General features: G+C 56.9%; 18 protein-coding genes and 1 tRNA gene. 14 read left to right on the top strand and 5 right to left on the bottom strand.

Going from position 1 to position 19,741, the window contains the following annotated elements; all coding sequences use genetic code 11:
• Positions 1 to 17: 17 nt before the first annotated feature.
• On the bottom strand, positions 18 to 1,364 hold the full coding sequence (locus BOA8489_RS07095; RefSeq protein ID WP_093973305.1) for a sigma-54-dependent transcriptional regulator: 1,347 nt from the start codon (positions 1,362 to 1,364) through the stop codon (positions 18 to 20).
• Positions 1,361 to 3,217, bottom strand: coding sequence for a sensor histidine kinase (locus tag BOA8489_RS07100; protein ID WP_093973306.1), 1,857 nt, complete (start codon positions 3,215 to 3,217; stop codon positions 1,361 to 1,363). Before BOA8489_RS07100 ends, BOA8489_RS07095 begins: the two co-directional genes overlap by 4 nt.
• A 278-nt stretch (positions 3,218 to 3,495) precedes the next feature.
• Between BOA8489_RS07100 and BOA8489_RS07105 the strand changes: the two genes are divergently transcribed.
• From BOA8489_RS07105 to BOA8489_RS07130, 6 genes are all read left to right on the top strand, one after another.
• Positions 3,496 to 4,530, top strand: a complete 1,035-nt coding sequence (locus tag BOA8489_RS07105) for a rod shape-determining protein (RefSeq protein ID WP_093973307.1) — start codon at positions 3,496 to 3,498, stop codon at positions 4,528 to 4,530.
• A 71-nt stretch (positions 4,531 to 4,601) separates the two neighbouring features.
• A complete protein-coding gene (gene mreC, locus BOA8489_RS07110; RefSeq protein ID WP_093973308.1) occupies positions 4,602 to 5,516 on the top strand; it encodes a rod shape-determining protein MreC in 915 nt (304 codons plus the stop codon).
• The gene (locus tag BOA8489_RS07115; RefSeq protein WP_245813704.1) at positions 5,506 to 6,048 is read left to right on the top strand and encodes a rod shape-determining protein MreD; all 543 of its coding nucleotides are present in this window, start codon (positions 5,506 to 5,508) and stop codon (positions 6,046 to 6,048) included. Before mreC ends, BOA8489_RS07115 begins: the two co-directional genes overlap by 11 nt.
• The gene (gene mrdA, locus BOA8489_RS07120; RefSeq protein WP_093973310.1) at positions 6,045 to 7,988 is read left to right on the top strand and encodes a penicillin-binding protein 2; all 1,944 of its coding nucleotides are present in this window, start codon (positions 6,045 to 6,047) and stop codon (positions 7,986 to 7,988) included. Before BOA8489_RS07115 ends, mrdA begins: the two co-directional genes overlap by 4 nt.
• The gene (gene rodA, locus BOA8489_RS07125; RefSeq protein WP_093973311.1) at positions 7,985 to 9,130 is read left to right on the top strand and encodes a rod shape-determining protein RodA; all 1,146 of its coding nucleotides are present in this window, start codon (positions 7,985 to 7,987) and stop codon (positions 9,128 to 9,130) included. Before mrdA ends, rodA begins: the two co-directional genes overlap by 4 nt.
• Positions 9,127 to 10,056 carry a 2-hydroxyacid dehydrogenase gene (locus BOA8489_RS07130; protein ID WP_093973312.1) on the top strand — a complete coding sequence of 310 codons (930 nt, stop codon included), beginning with the start codon at positions 9,127 to 9,129 and terminating at the stop codon, positions 10,054 to 10,056. The genes rodA and BOA8489_RS07130 overlap by 4 nt, the downstream gene beginning before the upstream one ends.
• 6 nt (positions 10,057 to 10,062) lie before the next feature.
• On the opposite strand, the gene BOA8489_RS07135 is transcribed toward BOA8489_RS07130, so the two are convergent.
• Positions 10,063 to 10,845: an SseB family protein gene (locus BOA8489_RS07135; protein WP_093973313.1), complete on the bottom strand. Its 783-nt coding sequence runs from the start codon at positions 10,843 to 10,845 to the stop codon at positions 10,063 to 10,065.
• A complete protein-coding gene (locus BOA8489_RS07140) occupies positions 10,842 to 11,444 on the bottom strand; it encodes a uracil-DNA glycosylase family protein (protein ID WP_093973314.1) in 603 nt (200 codons plus the stop codon). The genes BOA8489_RS07135 and BOA8489_RS07140 overlap by 4 nt, the downstream gene beginning before the upstream one ends.
• A 79-nt stretch (positions 11,445 to 11,523) precedes the next feature.
• Here BOA8489_RS07140 and BOA8489_RS07145 point away from each other — a divergent pair, with 79 nt between their 5' ends.
• From BOA8489_RS07145 to BOA8489_RS07165, 5 genes are all read left to right on the top strand, one after another.
• Positions 11,524 to 11,874: an ArsR/SmtB family transcription factor gene (locus BOA8489_RS07145; protein ID WP_093973315.1), complete on the top strand. Its 351-nt coding sequence runs from the start codon at positions 11,524 to 11,526 to the stop codon at positions 11,872 to 11,874.
• Complete coding sequence (locus tag BOA8489_RS07150; protein WP_093973316.1) at positions 11,867 to 12,892, top strand: permease; 1,026 nt, start codon at positions 11,867 to 11,869, stop codon at positions 12,890 to 12,892. Before BOA8489_RS07145 ends, BOA8489_RS07150 begins: the two co-directional genes overlap by 8 nt.
• A 270-nt stretch (positions 12,893 to 13,162) precedes the next feature.
• Positions 13,163 to 13,825 (top strand): ABC transporter ATP-binding protein, encoded by a 663-nt coding sequence (locus BOA8489_RS07155; protein ID WP_093973317.1) that lies wholly within the window; start codon positions 13,163 to 13,165, stop codon positions 13,823 to 13,825.
• A complete protein-coding gene (locus tag BOA8489_RS07160; protein ID WP_093973318.1) occupies positions 13,800 to 15,482 on the top strand; it encodes a KpsE/RkpR family capsule polysaccharide export protein in 1,683 nt (560 codons plus the stop codon). Before BOA8489_RS07155 ends, BOA8489_RS07160 begins: the two co-directional genes overlap by 26 nt.
• A gap of 81 nt (positions 15,483 to 15,563) precedes the next feature.
• Positions 15,564 to 15,638, top strand: a tRNA-Gln gene (locus tag BOA8489_RS07165).
• 182 nt (positions 15,639 to 15,820) lie between these two features.
• Here the strand turns inward: BOA8489_RS07165 and BOA8489_RS07170 are convergent.
• Entirely contained in the window at positions 15,821 to 16,285 is a 465-nt protein-coding gene (locus BOA8489_RS07170) for a hypothetical protein (protein ID WP_093973319.1), read from the bottom strand.
• Here BOA8489_RS07170 and BOA8489_RS07175 point away from each other — a divergent pair.
• From BOA8489_RS07175 to BOA8489_RS07185, 3 genes are all read left to right on the top strand, one after another.
• The gene (locus BOA8489_RS07175) at positions 16,284 to 16,991 is read left to right on the top strand and encodes an IS6 family transposase (RefSeq protein ID WP_093973320.1); all 708 of its coding nucleotides are present in this window, start codon (positions 16,284 to 16,286) and stop codon (positions 16,989 to 16,991) included. The genes BOA8489_RS07170 and BOA8489_RS07175 overlap by 2 nt on opposite strands.
• Positions 16,992 to 17,236: 245 nt before the next feature.
• The gene (locus BOA8489_RS07180) at positions 17,237 to 18,748 is read left to right on the top strand and encodes a sugar ABC transporter ATP-binding protein (protein WP_093973321.1); all 1,512 of its coding nucleotides are present in this window, start codon (positions 17,237 to 17,239) and stop codon (positions 18,746 to 18,748) included.
• On the top strand, positions 18,741 to 19,739 hold the full coding sequence (locus BOA8489_RS07185) for an ABC transporter permease (RefSeq protein WP_093973322.1): 999 nt from the start codon (positions 18,741 to 18,743) through the stop codon (positions 19,737 to 19,739). Before BOA8489_RS07180 ends, BOA8489_RS07185 begins: the two co-directional genes overlap by 8 nt.
• Positions 19,740 to 19,741: the final 2 nt, after the last annotated feature.

The following is a 19,741-nucleotide window of genomic DNA, read 5'->3' on the forward strand; positions in this document are numbered from 1 at the left end:
GTTCTGCCCATCGGCAGTCATTCCGCGTCCTCGTCGATGAAATCATGGCGAGACAGTCCATGTTTTTGCATCTTCTCATAAAGTGCACGTCGGGACAGCCCCAAGGCTTCATAGGTCGCTTTCAGGCTTCCGCCGTGACTTGTGATCGCCGCGGCGATGAGGCTTTTTTCGTGCCGGGCCAGTTGCGCGGCGAGAGACGCGGTTTCGTCCGGCTCGTTCGATCCGATATCGAGATCAAGTCCCAAGGCGAACCTCTCGGCGGCATTTCGCAGTTCGCGTACGTTTCCCGGCCAGTCCCGGCCTACCAGCGCGTTGAGGACGGCCCCCGGGACAACAGGAGCGGCGCGCTTGTATCGAACGGACGCTTCTTCGACCAGTTGCACAAACAGGCGGGGAATGTCCTCACGTCGCTCGCTGAGGTCCGGCATGCGGATCGTGACAACGTTCAAACGGTAAAGTAGGTCACTTCTGAAATCGCCGCGCGCTGCGGTCTTTTCCAGGTCCTGTTTGGATGCTGCAATGAACCGGACGTCGAGTGAAACCGGGTCGTTTGATCCAAGGCGGGTGATCTCGCGGTCTTGGACCGCATGGAGCAGCTTTGCCTGCATCGGTTGCGAAAGGCTGTCGATCTCATCAAGAAATATGGTTCCACCGCGGGCATGTTCAAACCTTCCGTATCGCGCGCGCGCAGCCCCCGGAAAGGCACCGGCTTCATGCCCGAATAACTCGCTTTCCAGCAAATCCGCAGGCAAGGCAGCGCAGTTGATCGCAACAAATGGGTTGTCGGCGCGCGCGCTGGCGCGGTGAAGGGCGCGGGCGGCCACCTCTTTCCCGGTTCCTGTTGCCCCAATTATCAGAACATCGGCATTGGTATCGGCAACAGCGCGGATTTGATCCCTGATCGAGACCATTCCGGCGGCGCGTCCTGCCAGTCGCGCCTCGATGGCGTCACGGCCACCAATCCGACTACGCAATGCGCGGTTTTCAAGGGTCAGCCTGCGTTTGTCCAATGCGCGACGGGCGGTTTCGACAAGCCGCACGGGATCGTAGGGCTTTTCCAGAAAGTCATAAGCCCCGTCCCGCATGGATTTCACGGCCAGGTCGACGTCGCCGTGACCTGTCACCAGAATCACCGGGAACTCCGGATCGATTTCGAGTACGCGCTGCATCAAGGTCAGGCCGTCCATGCCAGCCATTCGAATATCTGTAATCAGGATGCCGGGGAAATTTCGGCTGACTTCGGGAAGAGCCGCTTCTGCGTCTGAAAACGGTATCACCGACAGATCGGCAAGATCGAGCGTCTGACTTGCCGCACGCCGCAGGTCTTCCTCATCGTCGACAAAAAGGATGCGTTCACTGCTCATTCCGCCGCCAGGTCTTTCCCGTCGACCTGAGCCGTTGCGCGATCAAGTTCGACGATAAACTCGGCGCCGCCGTTTTCGCGTGACGCAGCCGACAAGCGCCCTCCGAAGTCTTCGATGATATTGAATGAGATCGAAAGCCCCAGCCCAAGTCCGTGCCCCGGTTCCTTTGTGGTAAAGAACGGATCGAACAATTGGCTGATCAAGTCGTCCGAGATACCCGCGCCGCGGTCTGCCACAATGATCCTCAGACGCGTATCAGACACCTCTTCGAAACGAATATCGATTTGTGGCGCATCGCTGAGATCCATTGCATCAAGCGCATTCGAAAGCAGGTTGACGAACACTTGCTGAAGTCGCAAACGGCCGCCGTTCACCCATACCGGTTCCGCCGCCGGTTCGAAGTTGACGACGGCCTTCGCTGCGCGGATACGCGTCCCCATCAGTTCAATCGCATCGTCCAGCACAAGTCGAATATCGACCGGACGAACCGTATCCTGCGGGCGGCGGGCAAAATTGCGAAGATGCCCCGAAAGCGCCGCCATCCGGTCTGCCATCTTTGAAATTCTGGTCACGTTCTCGCGGGCTTCTTTTACCCGGTTTCGGTCCAGAAATGTCGCGGCATTATCTGCGTAGGACTTCACGGCCGTCAGGGGCTGGTTGATCTCGTGACTGAGTGCTGCGGACATCTGGCCGAGCGCGGCAAGTTTGCCCGCCTGGATCAGTTCCTTTTGCGTCGTGCGCAGGCGCTTTTCCGTCGCCGCACGTTCGGTAACTTCGCGTTGCAATTGCGCATTGGCGGTATTGAGGTCCGCGGTTCGCTGCATGACCCTTTGCTCCAGAATTTCGTTCGCGCGGGTTTGTTCTTCGATCCGCTCCCGCGTGCGGTTCCGGCGTTGAACGATCACCGTTGCGCTCAGAGCTGTGAGCAGCATCAAGAGAGCCGCCAATGATAAGACGAAGATGGCTTGGGTTCGTGCGTGTCCGGCAGGTGTGAGGTGCAAGACCCGCCAACCGACGTCGGCCAAGGTCTGAGAACTCAAGACAAAGTCCTCGCCATTGATCGAAAGACGATCAAACGAGTCACTGATACGCGAACGTTTCACATCTAGCGGGATGAGGCGTTCAAGCGGATACTGGCGGGTTTCGGCTATGAGGTTGAAGACTTCACCACGAAGCGGGAACAGGGTGCGGAAATGCCATTCCTCACGATTGGACATGAAAACGATGTCATTGAGGTCAGTGACCACGATGTCGCTTGCTCCACCGCTCCAGGCTGTTTCGAAAGGACGGACATCGAACTTGATCGCTACCACGCCAATGATCCGTGTGTTGTCGATCACAGGGGCGGCAAAGAAATACCCGCGCTCGCCACTGGTCGTTCCCATCGCGAAATACTGCCCGAGACCTCCTTCCACGGCCTGTACGAAGTAGGGCCGGAAATTGAAGTTACGGCCGACAAAAGACCGTTCCTTTCGATAGGAACTTGCCGCAATCGTCGTGCCTCCGACGTCCATGAGATAAACATCCGATACCCCGAGACTCAAAGCCGTCAGGCGCAGTTGTTCATTAACAAAGGGCAGGAGGCCCTGATTGGTTGGATCGTTGAGCAAATTGATCAGGCTTGGGCGTTCTGCAAGCAGTTTCGGAAGGGGCTCAAAACGGTCAAGCGTGGCATCAAGACCTTCGACCGCGATACGCAATGTTGCTTCGCCCTGCAGTCCCGCGCGATCGAGAAAGTAGCGCTCGACGGTTGGCAGCGTCGCGATACAGAGGAGTGCAAACAGAAAAAGCCCAGCGACCCCGCGAAGAAGAGCTGGACGCCGCAGAAACGAATATGCGCCTGAGCGTGTCATTCACGATATATGCCCGGTCCTTTCGGGCTTGCCCAGAGCCGCGCTAACGCCGCGTCGCAGAAATGCAGGTCGCGAATTGTTCTCTATTGGGTCACAATAGTGCCGGTTTTTAGGGTTTGATATAGATTTGAAGTTAATCAGAGGCGGTAAAAGCGGCAGAATCGCGCTTGTTCGGGGCAAGTATCCCTTTCGGAGCATACCCGCTGAGCCTATAACACGAGAGTCCGCCAACAGGCAGTTTGCGGTGGACCAACAACGAATGGATTGGGGCAGAGAGCATGGCCTTTGGTGGGTTGTTTTCAACAGACATGGCGATCGATCTCGGGACGGCGAATACTCTTGTCTATGTGAAGGGCAGGGGCATTATCCTGAACGAGCCATCGGTGGTCGCCTATCACGTAAAAGATGGTCAAAAGCGCGTTCTGGCCGTCGGAGAAGATGCGAAATTGATGCTGGGGCGGACTCCCGGCTCGATCGAAGCAATCCGGCCAATGCGCGAAGGCGTTATTGCAGATTTTGACGTCGCCGAGGCGATGATCAAGGCCTTCATCCGCAAAGTTCACAGACGCACGACATTCTTCAAGCCAAAGGTAATTGTCTGTGTTCCGCATGGTGCAACACCCGTCGAGAAACGCGCGATTCGCCAGTCGGTCCTTTCTGCCGGCGCGCGGCGCGCGGGTCTGATCGCCGAGCCCATTGCTGCGGCGATTGGTGCCGGCATGCCGATCACCGATCCGACCGGGAACATGGTGGTCGACATCGGCGGCGGCACAACCGAGGTCGCCGTGCTTTCGCTTGGCGACATTGTCTATGCGCGATCAGTTCGCGTCGGTGGCGACCGTATGGACGAAGCCATCATCAGCTATCTGCGCCGTCAGCATAACCTACTGATCGGTGAGCAGACTGCGGAACGCATCAAGACATCCATCGGAACAGCGCGTATGCCGGACGACGGTCGCGGACAATCCATGCAAATCCGCGGGCGCGATCTGTTGAACGGCGTCCCGAAAGAAACCGAGATCAATCAGGCTCAGGTGGCTGAGGCCCTTGCCGAACCCGTGCAGCAGATTTGCGAAGCGGTGATGACGGCGCTGGAAGCGACCCCGCCGGATCTCGCAGCGGATATCGTCGACCGCGGTGTCATGCTGACCGGAGGTGGTGCGCTTTTGGGCGAGCTCGATCTGGCGCTTCGCGAGCAAACGGGACTTGCAGTCAGCGTTGCTGACGAAGCCCTGACTTGCGTCGCATTGGGCACGGGCAAGGCGCTTGAATACGAAAAGCAACTGCGGCACGTGATTGATTACGACAGTTAACACACTCGGGGTTCCGAGTTTTCCACAGATCGTGTTAGTCTCGCGCCCCGGGGGACGAACCAGGAAACGACGTGGCACGCCAAAACGCTTCATCTGAAGATTTTGCACGCCCCCTCCGACGCTTTTTCGTTGGTGGGATCGTCCTGCTTCTGTTCGCTATCTTTGTGCTTTGGCGTATCGACAGCCCACGCGCCGAACGTTTTCGCGCAGCTTTGGTCGATGCAATCGTTCCGCAAATGGACTGGGCTTTCGTCCCGGTAACAAAAACGGTCGAACTGGTTGGCGGCATTCAATCTTATGCGCGGCTTCAGCAGCAAAACCAGGATCTGCGACGCGAATTGCAGCAGATGAAAGCATGGAAAGAAGCGGCGCTCCAGCTTGAACAGGAAAACGCCAAGTTACTTGATCTGAACAAGGTCCGACTTGATCCCGCATTGACCGTCGTGACGGGGCAGGTCCTTGCCGATAGCGGATCACCGTTCCGCCAATCGGTGCTCTTGAACGTGGGCGCAGGGCGCGATGGCATCAAGGACGGTTGGGCAGTCACCGACGGGCTTGGCCTTGTGGGTCGGATATCAGGAGTGGGGCAGCGGTCCAGCCGCGTTCTGCTTTTGACCGATAGCGCAAGTCGCGTGCCCGTGACGATCCAGCCTTCCGGACAACAGGCAATGCTTTCGGGGGATAATTCGGCCTTGCCCGTGCTGGATTTCATCGAAGAGCCGGAAGAAGTGCGTCCAGGAGACCGTGTCGTCTCATCCGGCGACGGAGGCGTCTTCCCTGCTGGTCTATTGGTCGGAAGTATTGTTCTGGCGCGTGACGGCCGCCTTCGCTTGCGTCTTTCGGCGGATTACGAACGCTTGGAATTCCTGCGCGTCTTGAGAAGCCAGGCGGCAGAGCCGATCGCTGGCGATGCGGCTCTCATTGGCCCGCTGTTACCGGAATCGGTGTCGATATTGCCCTCAAATGAGGTGCAAAATGATGGCTGAGCCGACACATGCCGGGCGTTGGACCTATCGTGGCGTCTTTCTGGCACTGTCGGCCCTCGTCATCTTCGCGAAGCTATTGCCGCTGCACCCCGGACCCGGAAAGTTTCCCGGGCCTGACCTGCTCGTCCTAATGGCGTGTGCATGGGTTGTTCGCCGCCCGAACTATTTGCCGGTCGTTTTGGTGGTGTTCGTCTTTCTGATGGCAGATTTGCTGTTCATGCGGCCACCGGGCCTTTGGACTGCGTTGACAGTCATCGGACTGGAAGCGCTCAGGCGCAGGTCTGTCGTTTTGCGCGACAGCGGGTTCTTGACCGAATGGCTCACGGTGTCCGTTGTGATAACGAGTATGGTTCTGGCCAACGCCATGGTTCTTATGGTGTTTGTGGTGGATCAACCCGGTCTCGGTCTGACGCTGATACGTCTCATCACGACACTTCTTGTTTACCCGATCGTGGTCGTTCTTGCAGCGCGCGCTGTAGGGATTAGAAAGATTGCACCGGGCGAGGTTGACCGTTTGGGGCACAGGCAATGAAGAAGTCATCTAAAGAGACAGAGGAAAGCGCAGGTCTTGTGACCCGCCGCGGTCTCGTTTTGGCCGGACTTCAGCTTGGGTTCATGACCGTTCTGGGGTTGCGAATGCGCCAGATGCAGGTCGAAGAGGCCGAGAACTATCGCCTTCTGGCTGAGGAAAACCGCATCAACATGCGGCTCATTCCCCCGTCGCGCGGCATCATTTACGACCGAACCGGCGTGCCGATCGCGACAAACACCCAGAATTATCGGATCGTCATCGTGCGAGAAGACGTGCCGGATGTGGATGAAACAATCGCAAAGTTGCGCCGACTTGTGCCTCTGGATGAGGACGAGCTGGAGAAATCACTACGCGAGATGTACCGGCGCAGTCCGTTTGTTCCGGTGACACTGGCGGATCGTTTGTCTTGGGAAGATGTGGCCGAAGTCGCGGTAAATGCGCCGGCATTGCCGGGCGTGACCCCTGATGTCGGGCTGTCTCGTGAATACCCGCTTGGCGCGGATTTCGCCCATATCGTCGGATATGTCGGCCCGGTCAGTGATTATGATCTTTCCAAGCTTCAAAACCCCGATCCACTCCTTCAGATTCCGAAATTCCAGATCGGGAAAATCGGCGTCGAGACGAAACTGGAAGCGCAGTTGCGCGGTCAGGCAGGCACCAAACGTATCGAGGTGAACGCCGCGGGCCGGGTCATGCGGGAGCTTGGCCGCGAAGAGTATACTCCGGGCACGGACCTACAGCTTACAATTGACCATGGACTTCAGAACTTCGCACAGGCGCGACTCGCCGAGGAAAGCGCCGGTGCGGTCGTCATGGATATCGAAACGGGCGATCTGGTGGCGATGGCATCTTCCCCGTCGTTCGATCCGGACCTTTTTGTGCGGGGCATTTCGACGACGAATTATCGCCTGCTGACGGAAAACAAGTATCGTCCACTGTTCAACAAGGCCGTGCAGGGACTCTATCCTCCGGGGTCAACATTCAAGATGATGACCGGGCTGGCGGCACTCCGCCACAACGTGATTGGGCCGGGCGAAACGGTATGGTGCCCGGGGCACATGAATTTTGGCGGTCGCCGCTTCCATTGCTGGAAGCGTGGCGGACATGGATGGGTCGATCTTAATACCGCGATCACCGAGTCCTGTGACGTCTATTTCTACGAAGCGGCCAATCGCACGGGAATTGATCGGCTGGCCACACTTTGCCACGAGTTTGGTCTGGGTGAACGCTTTGATCTGCCTGTCTCGGCCATTCGGGAAGGCATTGTGCCATCCACCAAATGGAAGGCCCAGGCGCGAGGCGAACAGTGGTTTCCAGGCGAAACCCTGAACACAGCAATCGGTCAAGGAGACGTTCTGACATCGCCACTGCAGTTGGCCGTGATGACGGCGCGGATCGCAAGCGGGAAAGCAATTTCGCCGCGGTTGATCAAGTCGGTGAACGGCATCGAGTCCCCGATTGAAGAAGCCGCACCCTTGAACATCAGCGCTTCTCACCTTCGATTGGTCCAGCAGGCCATGTACAATGTCTCGAACGGGCGCCGGGGAACCGCTCGGCGGTCTCGTATCGTGACCGAGGGTATGGAAATGGCTGGCAAGACCGGGACGAGCCAGGTGCGCAATATCACTGCCGCCGAGCGCGCGCGCGGTGTCGTGAGCAACGAGCAGTTGCCATGGGAGCGGCGCGATCACGGATTGTTCGTCGCTTATGCTCCGTTCGACAAACCGAAATATGCCATTTCGATGATCGTGGAACACGGCGGAGGCGGGTCAAGTGCTGCAGCACCTCCGGCGCGAGACATCCTGCTTTATGCCCTTTACGGTGGTGTGCCTCCGCTTGATGCCTATCCTGACGATCAACGCGAGCGGATCAAGACGATGCTGTCGGAATTACCGATACGGCCGCGTCAGGAACCGTCGAAAACCCCGAGCCGCGCATGAGCTATCTTGAGTACAAGGTCCAGACGATCCCGTCAGGCGCGCGCAAGATACTTTATGCCAACTGGGCTATTGCTCTTCTGCTCACCGCTGTGGCCTGTGTCGGGTTTCTGATGCTGACATCGGTTGCCGGCGGCGATTTCGATCGTTGGGCCGAACCTCAGATGAAGCGTTTTGCGCTGGGCTTCCTGGTGATGCTTGCTGTCGGCATGGTGCCAATCTGGTTTTGGCGCAACATGGCGGGTCTGGCCTATCTGGGAGCGCTGGGCTTGCTCATTCTGGTGGAGTTCTTCGGGACTGTCGGGATGGGCGCGCAGCGCTGGATCGACCTTGGTTTCATGCGGCTTCAACCGTCTGAAGTCATGAAGATCTCTTTGGTAATGATCCTTTCCGCTTATTACGACTGGCTGCCGATTTCGAAAGTGTCGCGCCCGTTCTGGGTTCTCTTGCCGGTCGGATTGATCCTGCTGCCGACTGCGCTTGTTTTGAAACAGCCTGATCTTGGAACAGCCATCCTGTTGGTCGCGGGAGGCGGCATAGTCATGTTTTGCGCCGGTGTGTCGTGGTGGTATTTCATCGCGGTGGTTGCGGCGGGCGTTGGGTTAGTTGCCATGGTTTTCTCGTCGCGTGGGACGGACTGGCAACTCCTGAAGGACTATCAGTTCCGCCGGATCGATACGTTCCTTGATCCGTCGACCGACCCGCTGGGCGCTGGGTATCACATCACACAATCCAAGATTGCTCTTGGCTCAGGGGGATGGACTGGCAAGGGCTTCATGCAGGGAACGCAGTCGCGACTGAATTTCCTCCCCGAAAAGCACACGGATTTCATCTTCACGACACTGGCGGAAGAGTTTGGGTTTGTCGGTGGGTTCTCGCTGCTGATCCTTTACGGATTGATCATCCTGTTCTGTGTTGCCTCGGCCATTCAGAACGCTGACCGGTTCGGAGCACTTCTGACGCTTGGGGTGGCCGCAACCCTGTTTCTGTTTTTCTCGGTCAATATGTCGATGGTTATGGGTCTTGCGCCGGTCGTTGGTGTGCCGCTGCCATTGGTCAGTTTCGGGGGATCGGCGATGCTGGTCTTGATGGGCGCGTTCGGACTTGTCCAATCTGCGCATATTCACAGGCCCAGAAGCAGATGATCACTGTCTATTTTGCTGCAACCAATCATGACTGGGATGAATTCGCCGAAGACTTGCAAAACGAGTTTGCTGCTGCCGGGCTGGAAGCCAATCTGACCCGCGATGCAGACCCGGCCCTTGTCGATTATATCGTCTATGCGCCGACCGGGTGGCTGAAGGATTTCTCGCCTTTCACGCGGTTGAAGGGTGTTCACAGCCTTTGGGCGGGCGTGGAAAAGATCGTCGGTAACGAGACGCTGCAAGTGCCGCTGGCGCGCATGGTGGACTATGGCCTGCGCGAGGGCATGATCGAATACTGCGTCGGGTATGTGCTGCGGTATCACCTCGGGATGGACCGGGATGTTCTGCGAAAGGACGCGCATTGGGACATCCACATTCCACCGCTTGCGCGTGACAGGTCGGTCACGATCCTTGGCTTGGGCGCCTTGGGGGCCGCGGTTGCGGAGGCACTGAAAGCGCTGAACTTTCAGGTGACCGGGTGGAGCCGGCGTCAAAAGGACATCGTTGGCGTGCAGTGTCTGGCTGGCGACGAAGGGTTGGACAGCGCCTTGGAAGCTGGCGAAATCGTCGTTCTGTTGCTGCCCCAGACACCCGAGACGAACAATATCCTGAACGCCGAGAGCCTTGCGAAACTTCCATCGGGTGCGTGTATCCTCAATCCGGGACGCGGGCCTTTGATTGACGATGACGCCCTGCTGGCCGCGTTGGACAGCGGCCATATTGCACATGCAACGCTGGATGTTTTCCGGGTCGAGCCTTTGCCCGCCGATCATCCCTACTGGGCGCACCCATCAGTCACCGTCACTCCGCACATTGCGTCTGACACGCGCCCTTCAAGTGCTGCAAAGCTGGTCGCGGACAACTTTCGTCGCGCTGAGGCAGGTAAGCCGATGCTTCACACCGTTGATCGCAGCGCCGGTTACTAGTCGGCCCTACTTCAATCGTGGAGGGCGGTCTGGGTCCATGCCCGGCGGACTTGGCGTATGGAGCTCTGCGGCGTCGGGCAGATCAAACCTCAGGCCGGTTTTGGCAAGCTTCGCAGCCATCGGGTCGCTCGCCCTGAAAAAAGCGACGTCAAGCTCGCCGGCATCCAAACCCGAAAAGACCAACGCTTCGCGGGTCGCGCTTGCCAGTGCAGGCTCGCTTCCGGGAATGGCGTTTATGAAGGCAAGCATGTGACTGCGGCGTCCGCCTTTGTAGGTGACCATCGTGAGGTAAGCCAATCGAGCCAGACCTGCCGCCTGTGCCAATTTGGTGTCGAGGCCGGTAATGAGCCTTTCGGGCAAGCCGATAGGCGGGCCGACGACTTCCGGGGTGTCGGCAACCTCCTCGGGTCTGCCTTCAAGGGTCTGGCGAAGCCATGAAATCGCCTGTGGGGGAATGACGGTAGAGGAAGGCGCGGGGCCGAGATTGACGCCAAGCCCGATGTCCTGTCCGTCCAGCATATCCACCAGACTGCGCCCGGACAGTGCTGCATAGGGCGCAGGGCCATCGGCGAAAGCGGTCAGTCGATGCTCGCGGTCAAAGACCAGCACAAGGCGCATGTCCTCGGTGTCGAACAGGCGCGGTTCAATTTGATCGCCCTTTGCCTCCTTTTCCAGCAGCAGGAACAATTCGCTATCTGCAAGGCGTTCGTAAAACTGCAGTCGTACGGAGTCGTCATCCGGATGCGTGTCCATGGCGATATGAGCGGTGTCGAGGGGGGTGTCGGTCATTGTAGTGCCTTTTGGACGCGAGAGCGCAGAACGGGAAGCAGATCGGTTTCAAACCAGGGGTTCGCCTTGAGCCAGCCTGTGTTTCGCCAGCTTGGATGCGGAAGCGGTATGACACCGGGTGTCGCGCTTTGCCAGTTCCGAACGGTGGTTGTGACGTTTGGCGCATGCGCTTTACCAAGGTGCCACCTTTGAGCGTATCCGCCGATGACCAGGGTCAGGCGGACATCCGGCAAGTGCCGCATGATCGTAACACGCCATGTCCGAGCGCAGATCGGAGGTGGTGGCAAGTCGGCCCCACTCCTGGAGTAGCCCGGAAAACAAAAGGCCATTGGCACAATCGCGACCTGAGACGTGTCATAAAATGTCTCGCTGCCGATACCGAGCCAGTCGCGCAGCCTGTCGCCCGAACGATCATGAAAGGGTATCCCGGCCTCGTGAACGCGGGCACCGGGGGCCTGCCCGGCTATAAGGACACGTGCGGTTTTCTCGAACCAGACAACAGGCCTGGGAGAATGCCCGGTAGCGGATGCCGCGAATCTGTCGGTGCAGATGGTGCAGGCTGTCAGATCACGCTTCAGGGCATTCAGTGTTTCGCTCATGACGAATGATCTAGCGCCCCGACACTGTGAGGTCCATCTTGGGTTGACTTCAATTCGTTATTTCTAGAAGTATCGAAATATGAAACATGATTCCCCCTTCGCACTCGAAATCACGCGTGCGGCATCGACCTTCGCGGCGCTGGGTTCCGAGCAGCGTCTCCATGTCTTGCGTGTGTTGGTGCGGGCGGGCCCAGAAGGTTTGACGATCGGTGAGCTTGGGATGCGGTCCGGTGTGACTGGCTCTACTTTGACGCATCACATGAAAATTCTCGCCGCCGCGGGATTGGTCGATCAGAAGCGGCAGGGACGAAAGATCATCTGCGTTGGCATCGATTACGCCCGCATTGAAGATATCGCGACATTTCTGATGAAGGAATGTTGCGCTGATAGTGCAGTACCACACGACAAACACGAGGCGTCCCATGGCTGAGACCACCCAACCCGTTGCGCCGCGCTTTAAGGTCGACCGCGTCTGGTTGCTTGTTTTGGCCTTGCCGATTGTCATCGCGGCTTTTGATTTTGCTCAAGGAATTGAGACCGTCCGGTTCGCGCTGGAGGCGATGGGGCAGACGGGAATCTTTATTGGCTTTGCGGTTCTGGCGATTGGTTACTTGAAAGCAAGCGGTGCGGAGGCCCTGCTTGCAAAGGCTTTCGAGGGGCGCGAAGGCCGGATGATCGTCATGGCGGCTTTGCTTGGCGGCCTTTCGCCGTTTTGCTCTTGCGAGGTCATTCCCTTCATTGCCGCCCTTCTTGCGGTCGGCGCGCCTTTGTCGGCTGTGATGGCTTTCTGGTTGGCCTCCCCTCTGATGGACCCCGCGATGTTCTTCATCACGGCGGGGACGCTGGGCACGTCGTTTGCGGTGGCCAAAACGGTCGCGGCGGTGTCGCTTGGACTGCTGGGGGGAGTGACGGTCTACCTGTTTGCCAAATCACCCGTTTTCGCCGACCCGCTTCGTCCGAAGAAACAAACCGGGTGTTGCGGTTGCGGTCCGTCGCCCTTCAGCGGTCAGGTGAACTGGCGTTTTTGGAATGAGCCCGAACGACGCTCGATTTTCGGCGAAACCGTTCTGGAAAACGCGCTTTTCCTCGGGAAATGGCTGCTTTTGGCCTATATGCTTGAAGCCTTGATGCTGCGGTATTTGCCATCCGAGTGGATCGGGGGCTTCCTTGGAGGCGAGGGCGTGTGGCCGGTCGTCATGGGGGCGCTGGTTGGCGCGCCTGCCTACCTGAACGGCTATGCAGCGGTGCCTCTGGTTGACGCCTTGTTGGCGCAAGGGATGGCGCAGGGGGCGGCGATGTCGTTTGTGGTTGCGGGTGGTGTGAGTTGCATCCCGGCAGCGGTTGCGGTCTGGGCGCTGGTCAAGCCACGTGTGTTCTTTGCCTATCTGGCAATTGCTCTTGTTGGCGCGGTCTTCGCCGGACTGGCTTGGAATGTCGTTGCCATGTGATCGCTGCTCGGGCTGTTTCACTCCTGGCTCGAGCAGTCTTGCAATGCGCCGCGCGACGTAGCAGGCGCCAAAATCGCGTCATTCCCGTCATTGGACAAAACAGAAGCGATCGCGTCATTCCGCCCACAAACGTTCCGCAATCGTCCAATTCGCGAAAGGGTGATTCCCTTTGCGTGAAACCTCTGCCACAATGTTGCCCAAGGGCCATGAAAGGTCTGACAGGACAACAGAGTTAACTGTTGGTAAATTGAGGCATGGACGGATCTTCGGATGATCGAGTTCAGGAACGTCAGCAAGTCCTTTTGGACAGGCGAAAGACGCAAGGTCATTCTCGATCGGGCGAACTTTCGCGTGGAACTTGGAACATCGCTTGGGATCCTTGCTCCGAACGGCACGGGCAAGACCACTCTGATCAACATGATGTGCGGGTTGGAAAAGCCCGACGAAGGCGAGATCATCCGCCAGTCGCGCATTTCATTCCCGCTTGGTTTCATGGGCGGTGTCGTTGGCAGGCTTTCCGCAAAGGAAAACGCGCGTTACATCGCACGCCTCTACGGCAAGGACCCGGACTACCTCGAAGCGTTTTGCCGCTGGGTTTGCGGTCTGGAAGAGTACTTCGACATGCCCGTCGGCACTTATAGTGCTGGTATGCGCAGCCGATTCAGTTTCGCGCTGCTATTGGCGCTCGATTTCGACATTTATCTGATCGACGAAGGCATGCCCGGCACGACGGATATCGAATTCAATCGTAAGGCCGGTATGATCCTGCGCGATCGGTTGAAGACGGCGACGGTCGTGATCGTGTCGCATCAGGCGGAAACGCTGGAAAAATTCTGCAAGTCGGCGGCTGTTCTGCGGAATGGGACGCTTCACATGTTTGAGACGCTGGAAGAGGCGAGAGAGCTCTATGATTATGAAGCCCAAAGCGCCTAAGTTTCGCATCCGCCGGGATGCCAATTCGACAACGCGCCAAGACGCGGATGACATGCCTTTTGCAAGTGGCAACGACGGGTTCGGCGACGAGCCCTTTCCCGGCTCGGCCAAAGCGGCTGCCGAGAGTGTCGCCAGCGAAGAGAATATCGCGGAAATCCGTCGCGAAGGTCTGACGGGGCGCCAGCTTCGGATGGCACGGCGCCTGGCACAAAAGAACGGTTTGTCACCCAAATCGGATTTTGACGCGGTGCGTCTGTTGCGCGCCCGCGGCATTGATCCGTTTGATCGCGCGAATATGCTGGAATTGGTTACCGCTCGGCCGAATTCGAAGGCAACTCCAAGCGCCGCAAGCCCGGTTGCATCCAAAGGAGAAGCGCCGCGTCCAAAGTCCGCACCGACCAGCAGGCCCGAGAGCGCGCCACATTCCAAGTCGGGCGCGGCTGTGAAGAACCTGCCGCAGACTGTAGACGAAGATGCCCGCCTTCCGGGCCGGCATGACCCAAGCGCGGGTTTTCAGACTCACGAGCTTGAGCGCATTCAGCGTGATATTGTGCGCCGCCGCCGGCGCGCTTTGCTCTTCCTTGCCACGCGATTGACGTTTTTCGTGTTCTTGCCAACGTTTCTGGCGGGGCTTTATTTCGCCTATGTTGCAACCCCGAGTTATGCGACCAAATCCGAATTCATCGTGCAGCAAGCCGAATCGGCTGGGGGTGGTTCGGGGGGACTTCTGGGCGGTACCTCGATGGCGACCAGCCAGGACTCGATCATGGTTCAGGACTTCCTGACCTCGCGCGAGGCTTTGGCCAAGCTGAATGCAGATCATGATTATCGTAGCCACTTCAGTGACGAGAGCATTGATGTGATCCAGCGCCTTCCTGCTGATGCATCGAACGAGGACGTCTATGCGCATTACCGAAACAATGTGACGATCGGCTATGATCCGACCGAGGGCGTCTTGCGGATGGAGGTTTCCGCGCTTAGCCCCGAAATGAGCCGGGTCTTTTCCGAGGCGCTTATTGGCTACGCCGAGGCGCGCGTCGACAGCGTGACCGAGCGCAAGCGGCGCGATCAGATGCGAGGTTCAAGCGAGAGTTTCGAGACAGCCGAAGCCAAGATGGTGGAAGCTCAGGAGCGGGTATTGACCCTGCAAGAGCAATTGGGAGTCATGGATCCCGCGTCGGAAACATCTGCTTTGATGGGCCAGATCAGCAATTTCGAGATACAGGTCGCTGAAAAGCGGCTGCAGCTACAGCAACTTCTCGACAACACCGAGCCAAACGCGGCCCGTGTGGCCGGTGTCGAGGGGGATATCCGGCGTCTTGAGGACCTGATTTCCGAATTACGTCTGCAGATGACGACGCAGGTCGGTTCCCAAGGGTCTCTGGCGTCGATTTCAGCGCGACTGCGTATGGCCGAGGTCGATCTTGAGACACGTACCATGATGATGCAGGAGTCCCTACAATCCATGGAGGCCGCGCGCATCGAGGCGATGCGTCAGGTGCGTTTCCTGTCGATTGGTGTGGCCCCGATCCCGCCGGACGAGCCGACCTATCCCAAGGTGTTCGAGAACACCTTGATCACTTTGTTGATCTTGTCGGCAGTGTATCTGTTGGTCTCACTTACGGCGGCCGTATTGCGCGAACAGGTGTCGAACTGACGCTGCTTTTGATTGCTTGAGGTTTTTCGATATCCGGGTCTTGCACCGGACAAGGTCTCTGAGTAAGTAACGCCAGCCTGTTGGGGTGTAGCCAAGTGGTAAGGCAGCAGTTTTTGGTACTGTGTATCGTAGGTTCGAATCCTACCACCCCAGCCAGGCAGTCCATCCTTTTCGACCATTTCGAGAGCCTGCGGCAATTGCCCCGACATTCCGGGCGTTTAGGCCGATGACGTTTTGCTTAAGGCGTCTCCGGGACGCGGTTTTTAGCCCGGAAGTTGGGTCTGTCTCTGTTCCGCTTTGTTCCGGTAGCAGGTTTGTATTTTGGGGATGGTTGGAGTTCAGCGCAGCGAGTCGAAGAGCCGCCGCTGCTCGTTCCAGTCGGACGGCACGCCCCGCTTGATCAGAAGGTCTGAGGTGAGGGACGCAGGCTGGGCGCCATCGAGGATTTCTGCGGTGAGGTCAGGGGCCAGGAAGGCCAGGTCGACCACCTGCATGATGCGGCGCTTTGAGGTTCCTGCGCGCGCTGCGATGTCTGCGTAGCTGGAGCCGGTGCGGAGTTCTCCAAACCAGGCGTGGGCCAGTGTGACGTTCCGGATGAGCGTCTCGTCGCGGCGCGCGGAGAGATTGTCGACGATCAGCTTCAGTTCCACGCCGCGTCGGCGCTGACGGAACGGTGCCCGGATGCTTAGAAGTTCGGGATCGGCTGCATCGATATCAGTTCCAACCACAGCGCTGACTTTGCTCGGTCTTGTCAGAAGAATTGGCATTGAGGCGGGCAGGGCGGTTCCATAGCCTTCACTCATGACAAAAAGCGACCCATTCAAGTACTTTCACAGCAGTCCCGAAGTCATTCGCCTGGCGGTTATGCTCTACGTGAGATTTCCCCTGTCGCTGCGGAATGTAGAAGATCTTCTGCACGAGCGCGGAATCGACATCAGCCACGAAACGGTTCGATATTGGTGGAATAGATTTGGCCCGATGTTCGCCGCGGAGATCCGCAGAAAGCGGACAAGCAGGATACGCGCCTATTCGAACTGGCAATGGCATTTGGATGAGGTCTTTGTAAAGATTAACGGCCAGACGCATTACCTTTGGCGGGCCGTGGATCACGAAGGAGAAGTGCTGGAAAGCTATGTGACAAGGCGCCGGGATCGCAAAGCAGCATTGAAATTCCTCAGAAAAACAATGAAGCGATACGGGCAACCGCAAGTGATTGTGACGGATAAGTTGCGTTCATATGGTGCTGCGATGAAAGATATCGGCAACGCCGACAAGCAGGAAACCGGCCGTTGGTTGAACAATCGGGCCGAGAATTCGCACCTGCCATTTCGACGACGAGAACGCGCCATGCAACGATTCCGCAGCATGCTGTGTTTGCAGAAATTCGCTGTCGTTCATTCTTCAGTGCACAATCACTTCAACCAGGAAAGACATCTCTACACTCGATCAAATTTCAAGCTCAACCGAACCGCTGCTCTGTCCGAGTGGCGCCAGCTTTGTTCGGCATAAGTGCCGACATTTGGAGGTAAACTGAGACTGGTTCGAATCCGTCTGACAGTACCACAGGAACTAGTCAGACACTCTTGCACAAATGGCTATTGGGGGCTTCGGTGTTGGCATTGTCTGCCGGCTCTTGGGTTCAGACAACGCTAAATTATTTGCAATTAATTGCATTTATGATAATTATTGCAATATTTTGCTTGATTGTTTTGAAGTTATCAATAGAGTTTTGGAAGGATATTTGAGGATTCGAGATGGATGCGTTGGTTCAGTTGCGTGGGATCAAGAAGTCCTACGGTGGCGTAAAGGCGCTTCGCGGAGTGGATTTTGACATCCGCCCGGGTGAAATCCACGCATTGTTGGGAGAGAACGGTGCCGGAAAATCGACACTGATGAAGGTGCTTGGCGGGGATATTAGTGCCAACGAAGGAACCATTATAGTCGACGGTAAGACGGCTAATTATCGCGGGCCTGCCGATGCAAAGGCCAGTGGTATTCAGATGATCCATCAGGAACTTGCGTTGGCGCCCGATTTGTCCGTTGCTGAAAATATATACCTCGGCGCTTTGCCCACTGTTATAAAGTGGCGCGACCTAAATCGTGCAGCCGGTGAGGTTCTGGATCGTTTTGGTTTCGATATCGGGCCGCGTGAAATTGTCGGAAAGTTGCCCATCGCGCTTCAGCAAATTGTCGAAATTGCTAAGGCCCTCTCAAAAAAGGCTAGGATTATTGTCTTTGACGAGCCCACTGCGGTTTTGTCAGGGAAAGATGCCGAACGACTGCATGAAATTATGTTGCAGCTGCGTGCCCAGGGTGTGGGGGTCGTCTATATTTCGCATCGGTTGGATGAGGTGTTTGAAGTTGCCGACCGCATGACTGTACTGAAAGATGGGGAGACTGTCGGAACTATTGACGCCAAGGATACAGATGTTGCGCAAATTATCAGCATGATGGTTGGCCGCCGTATGAGCGCGATGTTTCCCGAAAAACCCGAAACCGAAATCGGCCATGAGGTTCTACGCGTTGAAAACCTTGGACGTGGCAGGAAGGTCTTGGGCGTGAACTTTTCGGTACGTGCGGGTGAGATCGTGGGCCTTGGTGGTCTGGTAGGTTCCGGACGGACAGAAGTTGCCAAGATGATTTTTGGCGCTGATCCAATCGAAACGGGCAAGGTATACCTTAATGGTGAAGAATTGCGCCTGAAATCCCCGCATGATGCGGTACGCGCTGGCATCAACCTTTTGCCCGAGGATCGAAAAGGCGAAGGCGTTGTCATCGATTTCCCTATCAAAGTGAATTCCACCATGGCGATGATGGGTAAAATTACGAACAAGTTTGGGTTTATCAGGCACAGCACGGAAAGCCGTGACATTACGGAGCTAACAGACCAACTGACTCTCAAATGCGGCCACATTGGCGATCCGGTCAGCACACTTTCTGGCGGTAACCAGCAAAAGGTCGTGTTGGCAAAATGGATGTTTGCTGGTGGCGAGCTGATCATTTTTGATGAACCAACACGGGGTGTGGATGTTGGCGCCAAATCCGAGATTTACGGGCTGATCAATCAGATGGCGGCCGACGGTAAGGCGGTTTTGGTTATTTCGTCTGAACATCAAGAATTGTTCGGGATCTGCGACCGGATCCTTGTGATGGGCAATGGTGCATTACAGGGCGAGCTGCTGCCGCCGGACTTTTCAGATGAAAACCTGCTACATTTGGCGATGGCCTCGGGTGTAGCAGAGCAAAACGGAGCAAACGATGTCTAGCAAAGCGACAGGCGGTACATCTGAAGTGATTGAAAAGCGGCCCTTTGATAAGGCTGAATTTATCGAGAAATATAGTACTTTTGGGATCTTCCTGATCCTTGTCGTTGTCGCGACCCTCTGGACCGACACATTCCTAACTGAACGAAACATGCTGAACGTGTTGCGTCAGGTGGCCGCCGGGACCGGCATCATGGCGGTTGGCATGTTATTCGTTATCCTGACGCGCGGTATCGATCTGTCGGTGGGATCAATCCAGGCGCTTGGAAGCGTTTTGTGCGGTTACTATATCGTACAGCTTGATATCAGCATTTGGTTTGGCATCCCGCTTGTTTTGCTCTCGGGCGCCGCCTGCGGTGCGATAACCGGGCTTTTTGTTGCCTATCTATCCTTGCCCTCGTTCGTGATGTCCCTCGCGATGATGGCGATGGCGCGCGGCCTTTCACTGGTCTATTCGCAAGGGCAGCCCATTGTCCTAGGCAAGGCGGGCGCGGCTATTACCGAGTTTGGGTCCGGACGATTTCTGAATGTTCCGATGCCGGTCTGGTTGATGGCATTCATCTTTATCGTAGCGGGCATAACGTTGAATTTCACTAAATATGGCCGCATCATTAAGGCCATCGGCTCCAACGAAGAGGCCGTTCGTCTGTCAGGCATCAACGTCCCGCGCTATGTCGCGTCCGTGTATGTAATTTCTGGCGTCCTGGCGGCCACTGCCGGGATCATCGCGGCAAGCAGAACCGGGATCGGGTCGTCCCAAGTTGGGGTTGGTGCTGAATTGAATGTAATTGCGGCGGTGGTGATTGGCGGTGCAAGTCTGATGGGCGGTCGTGGCGGCGTTATCAACACGTTGATTGGTGCGCTTATTTTGGGCGTTATGACAAATCTGATGAACCTCGCGGGTGTACCGGGTTACCATCAGCAGGTCTGGATGGGTGTTATCATCGCAGTGGCCATGCTACTCCACTTTAGTGTAACTAAGATCAAGAATTAGAT

Origin of the sequence: Boseongicola aestuarii (genome assembly GCF_900184815.1) — a bacterium.
GTDB lineage: Bacteria > Pseudomonadota > Alphaproteobacteria > Rhodobacterales > Rhodobacteraceae > Boseongicola > Boseongicola aestuarii.

Coding starts and splice junctions, on each gene's coding strand:
- BOA8489_RS07095 (WP_093973305.1), bottom strand. CDS start 1,364: ATGAGCAGTGAACGCATCCTTTTTGTCGACGATGAGGAAGACCTGCGG.
- BOA8489_RS07100 (WP_093973306.1), bottom strand. CDS start 3,217: ATGACACGCTCAGGCGCATATTCGTTTCTGCGGCGTCCAGCTCTTCTT.
- BOA8489_RS07105 (WP_093973307.1), top strand. CDS start 3,496: ATGGCCTTTGGTGGGTTGTTTTCAACAGACATGGCGATCGATCTCGGG.
- BOA8489_RS07115 (WP_245813704.1), top strand. CDS start 5,506: ATGATGGCTGAGCCGACACATGCCGGGCGTTGGACCTATCGTGGCGTC.
- mrdA (WP_093973310.1), top strand. CDS start 6,045: ATGAAGAAGTCATCTAAAGAGACAGAGGAAAGCGCAGGTCTTGTGACC.
- rodA (WP_093973311.1), top strand. CDS start 7,985: ATGAGCTATCTTGAGTACAAGGTCCAGACGATCCCGTCAGGCGCGCGC.
- BOA8489_RS07130 (WP_093973312.1), top strand. CDS start 9,127: ATGATCACTGTCTATTTTGCTGCAACCAATCATGACTGGGATGAATTC.
- BOA8489_RS07135 (WP_093973313.1), bottom strand. CDS start 10,845: ATGACCGACACCCCCCTCGACACCGCTCATATCGCCATGGACACGCAT.
- BOA8489_RS07140 (WP_093973314.1), bottom strand. CDS start 11,444: ATGAGCGAAACACTGAATGCCCTGAAGCGTGATCTGACAGCCTGCACC.
- BOA8489_RS07145 (WP_093973315.1), top strand. CDS start 11,524: ATGAAACATGATTCCCCCTTCGCACTCGAAATCACGCGTGCGGCATCG.
- BOA8489_RS07150 (WP_093973316.1), top strand. CDS start 11,867: ATGGCTGAGACCACCCAACCCGTTGCGCCGCGCTTTAAGGTCGACCGC.
- BOA8489_RS07155 (WP_093973317.1), top strand. CDS start 13,163: ATGATCGAGTTCAGGAACGTCAGCAAGTCCTTTTGGACAGGCGAAAGA.
- BOA8489_RS07160 (WP_093973318.1), top strand. CDS start 13,800: ATGATTATGAAGCCCAAAGCGCCTAAGTTTCGCATCCGCCGGGATGCC.
- BOA8489_RS07175 (WP_093973320.1), top strand. CDS start 16,284: ATGACAAAAAGCGACCCATTCAAGTACTTTCACAGCAGTCCCGAAGTC.
- BOA8489_RS07170 (WP_093973319.1), bottom strand. CDS start 16,285: ATGAGTGAAGGCTATGGAACCGCCCTGCCCGCCTCAATGCCAATTCTT.
- BOA8489_RS07180 (WP_093973321.1), top strand. CDS start 17,237: ATGGATGCGTTGGTTCAGTTGCGTGGGATCAAGAAGTCCTACGGTGGC.
- BOA8489_RS07185 (WP_093973322.1), top strand. CDS start 18,741: ATGTCTAGCAAAGCGACAGGCGGTACATCTGAAGTGATTGAAAAGCGG.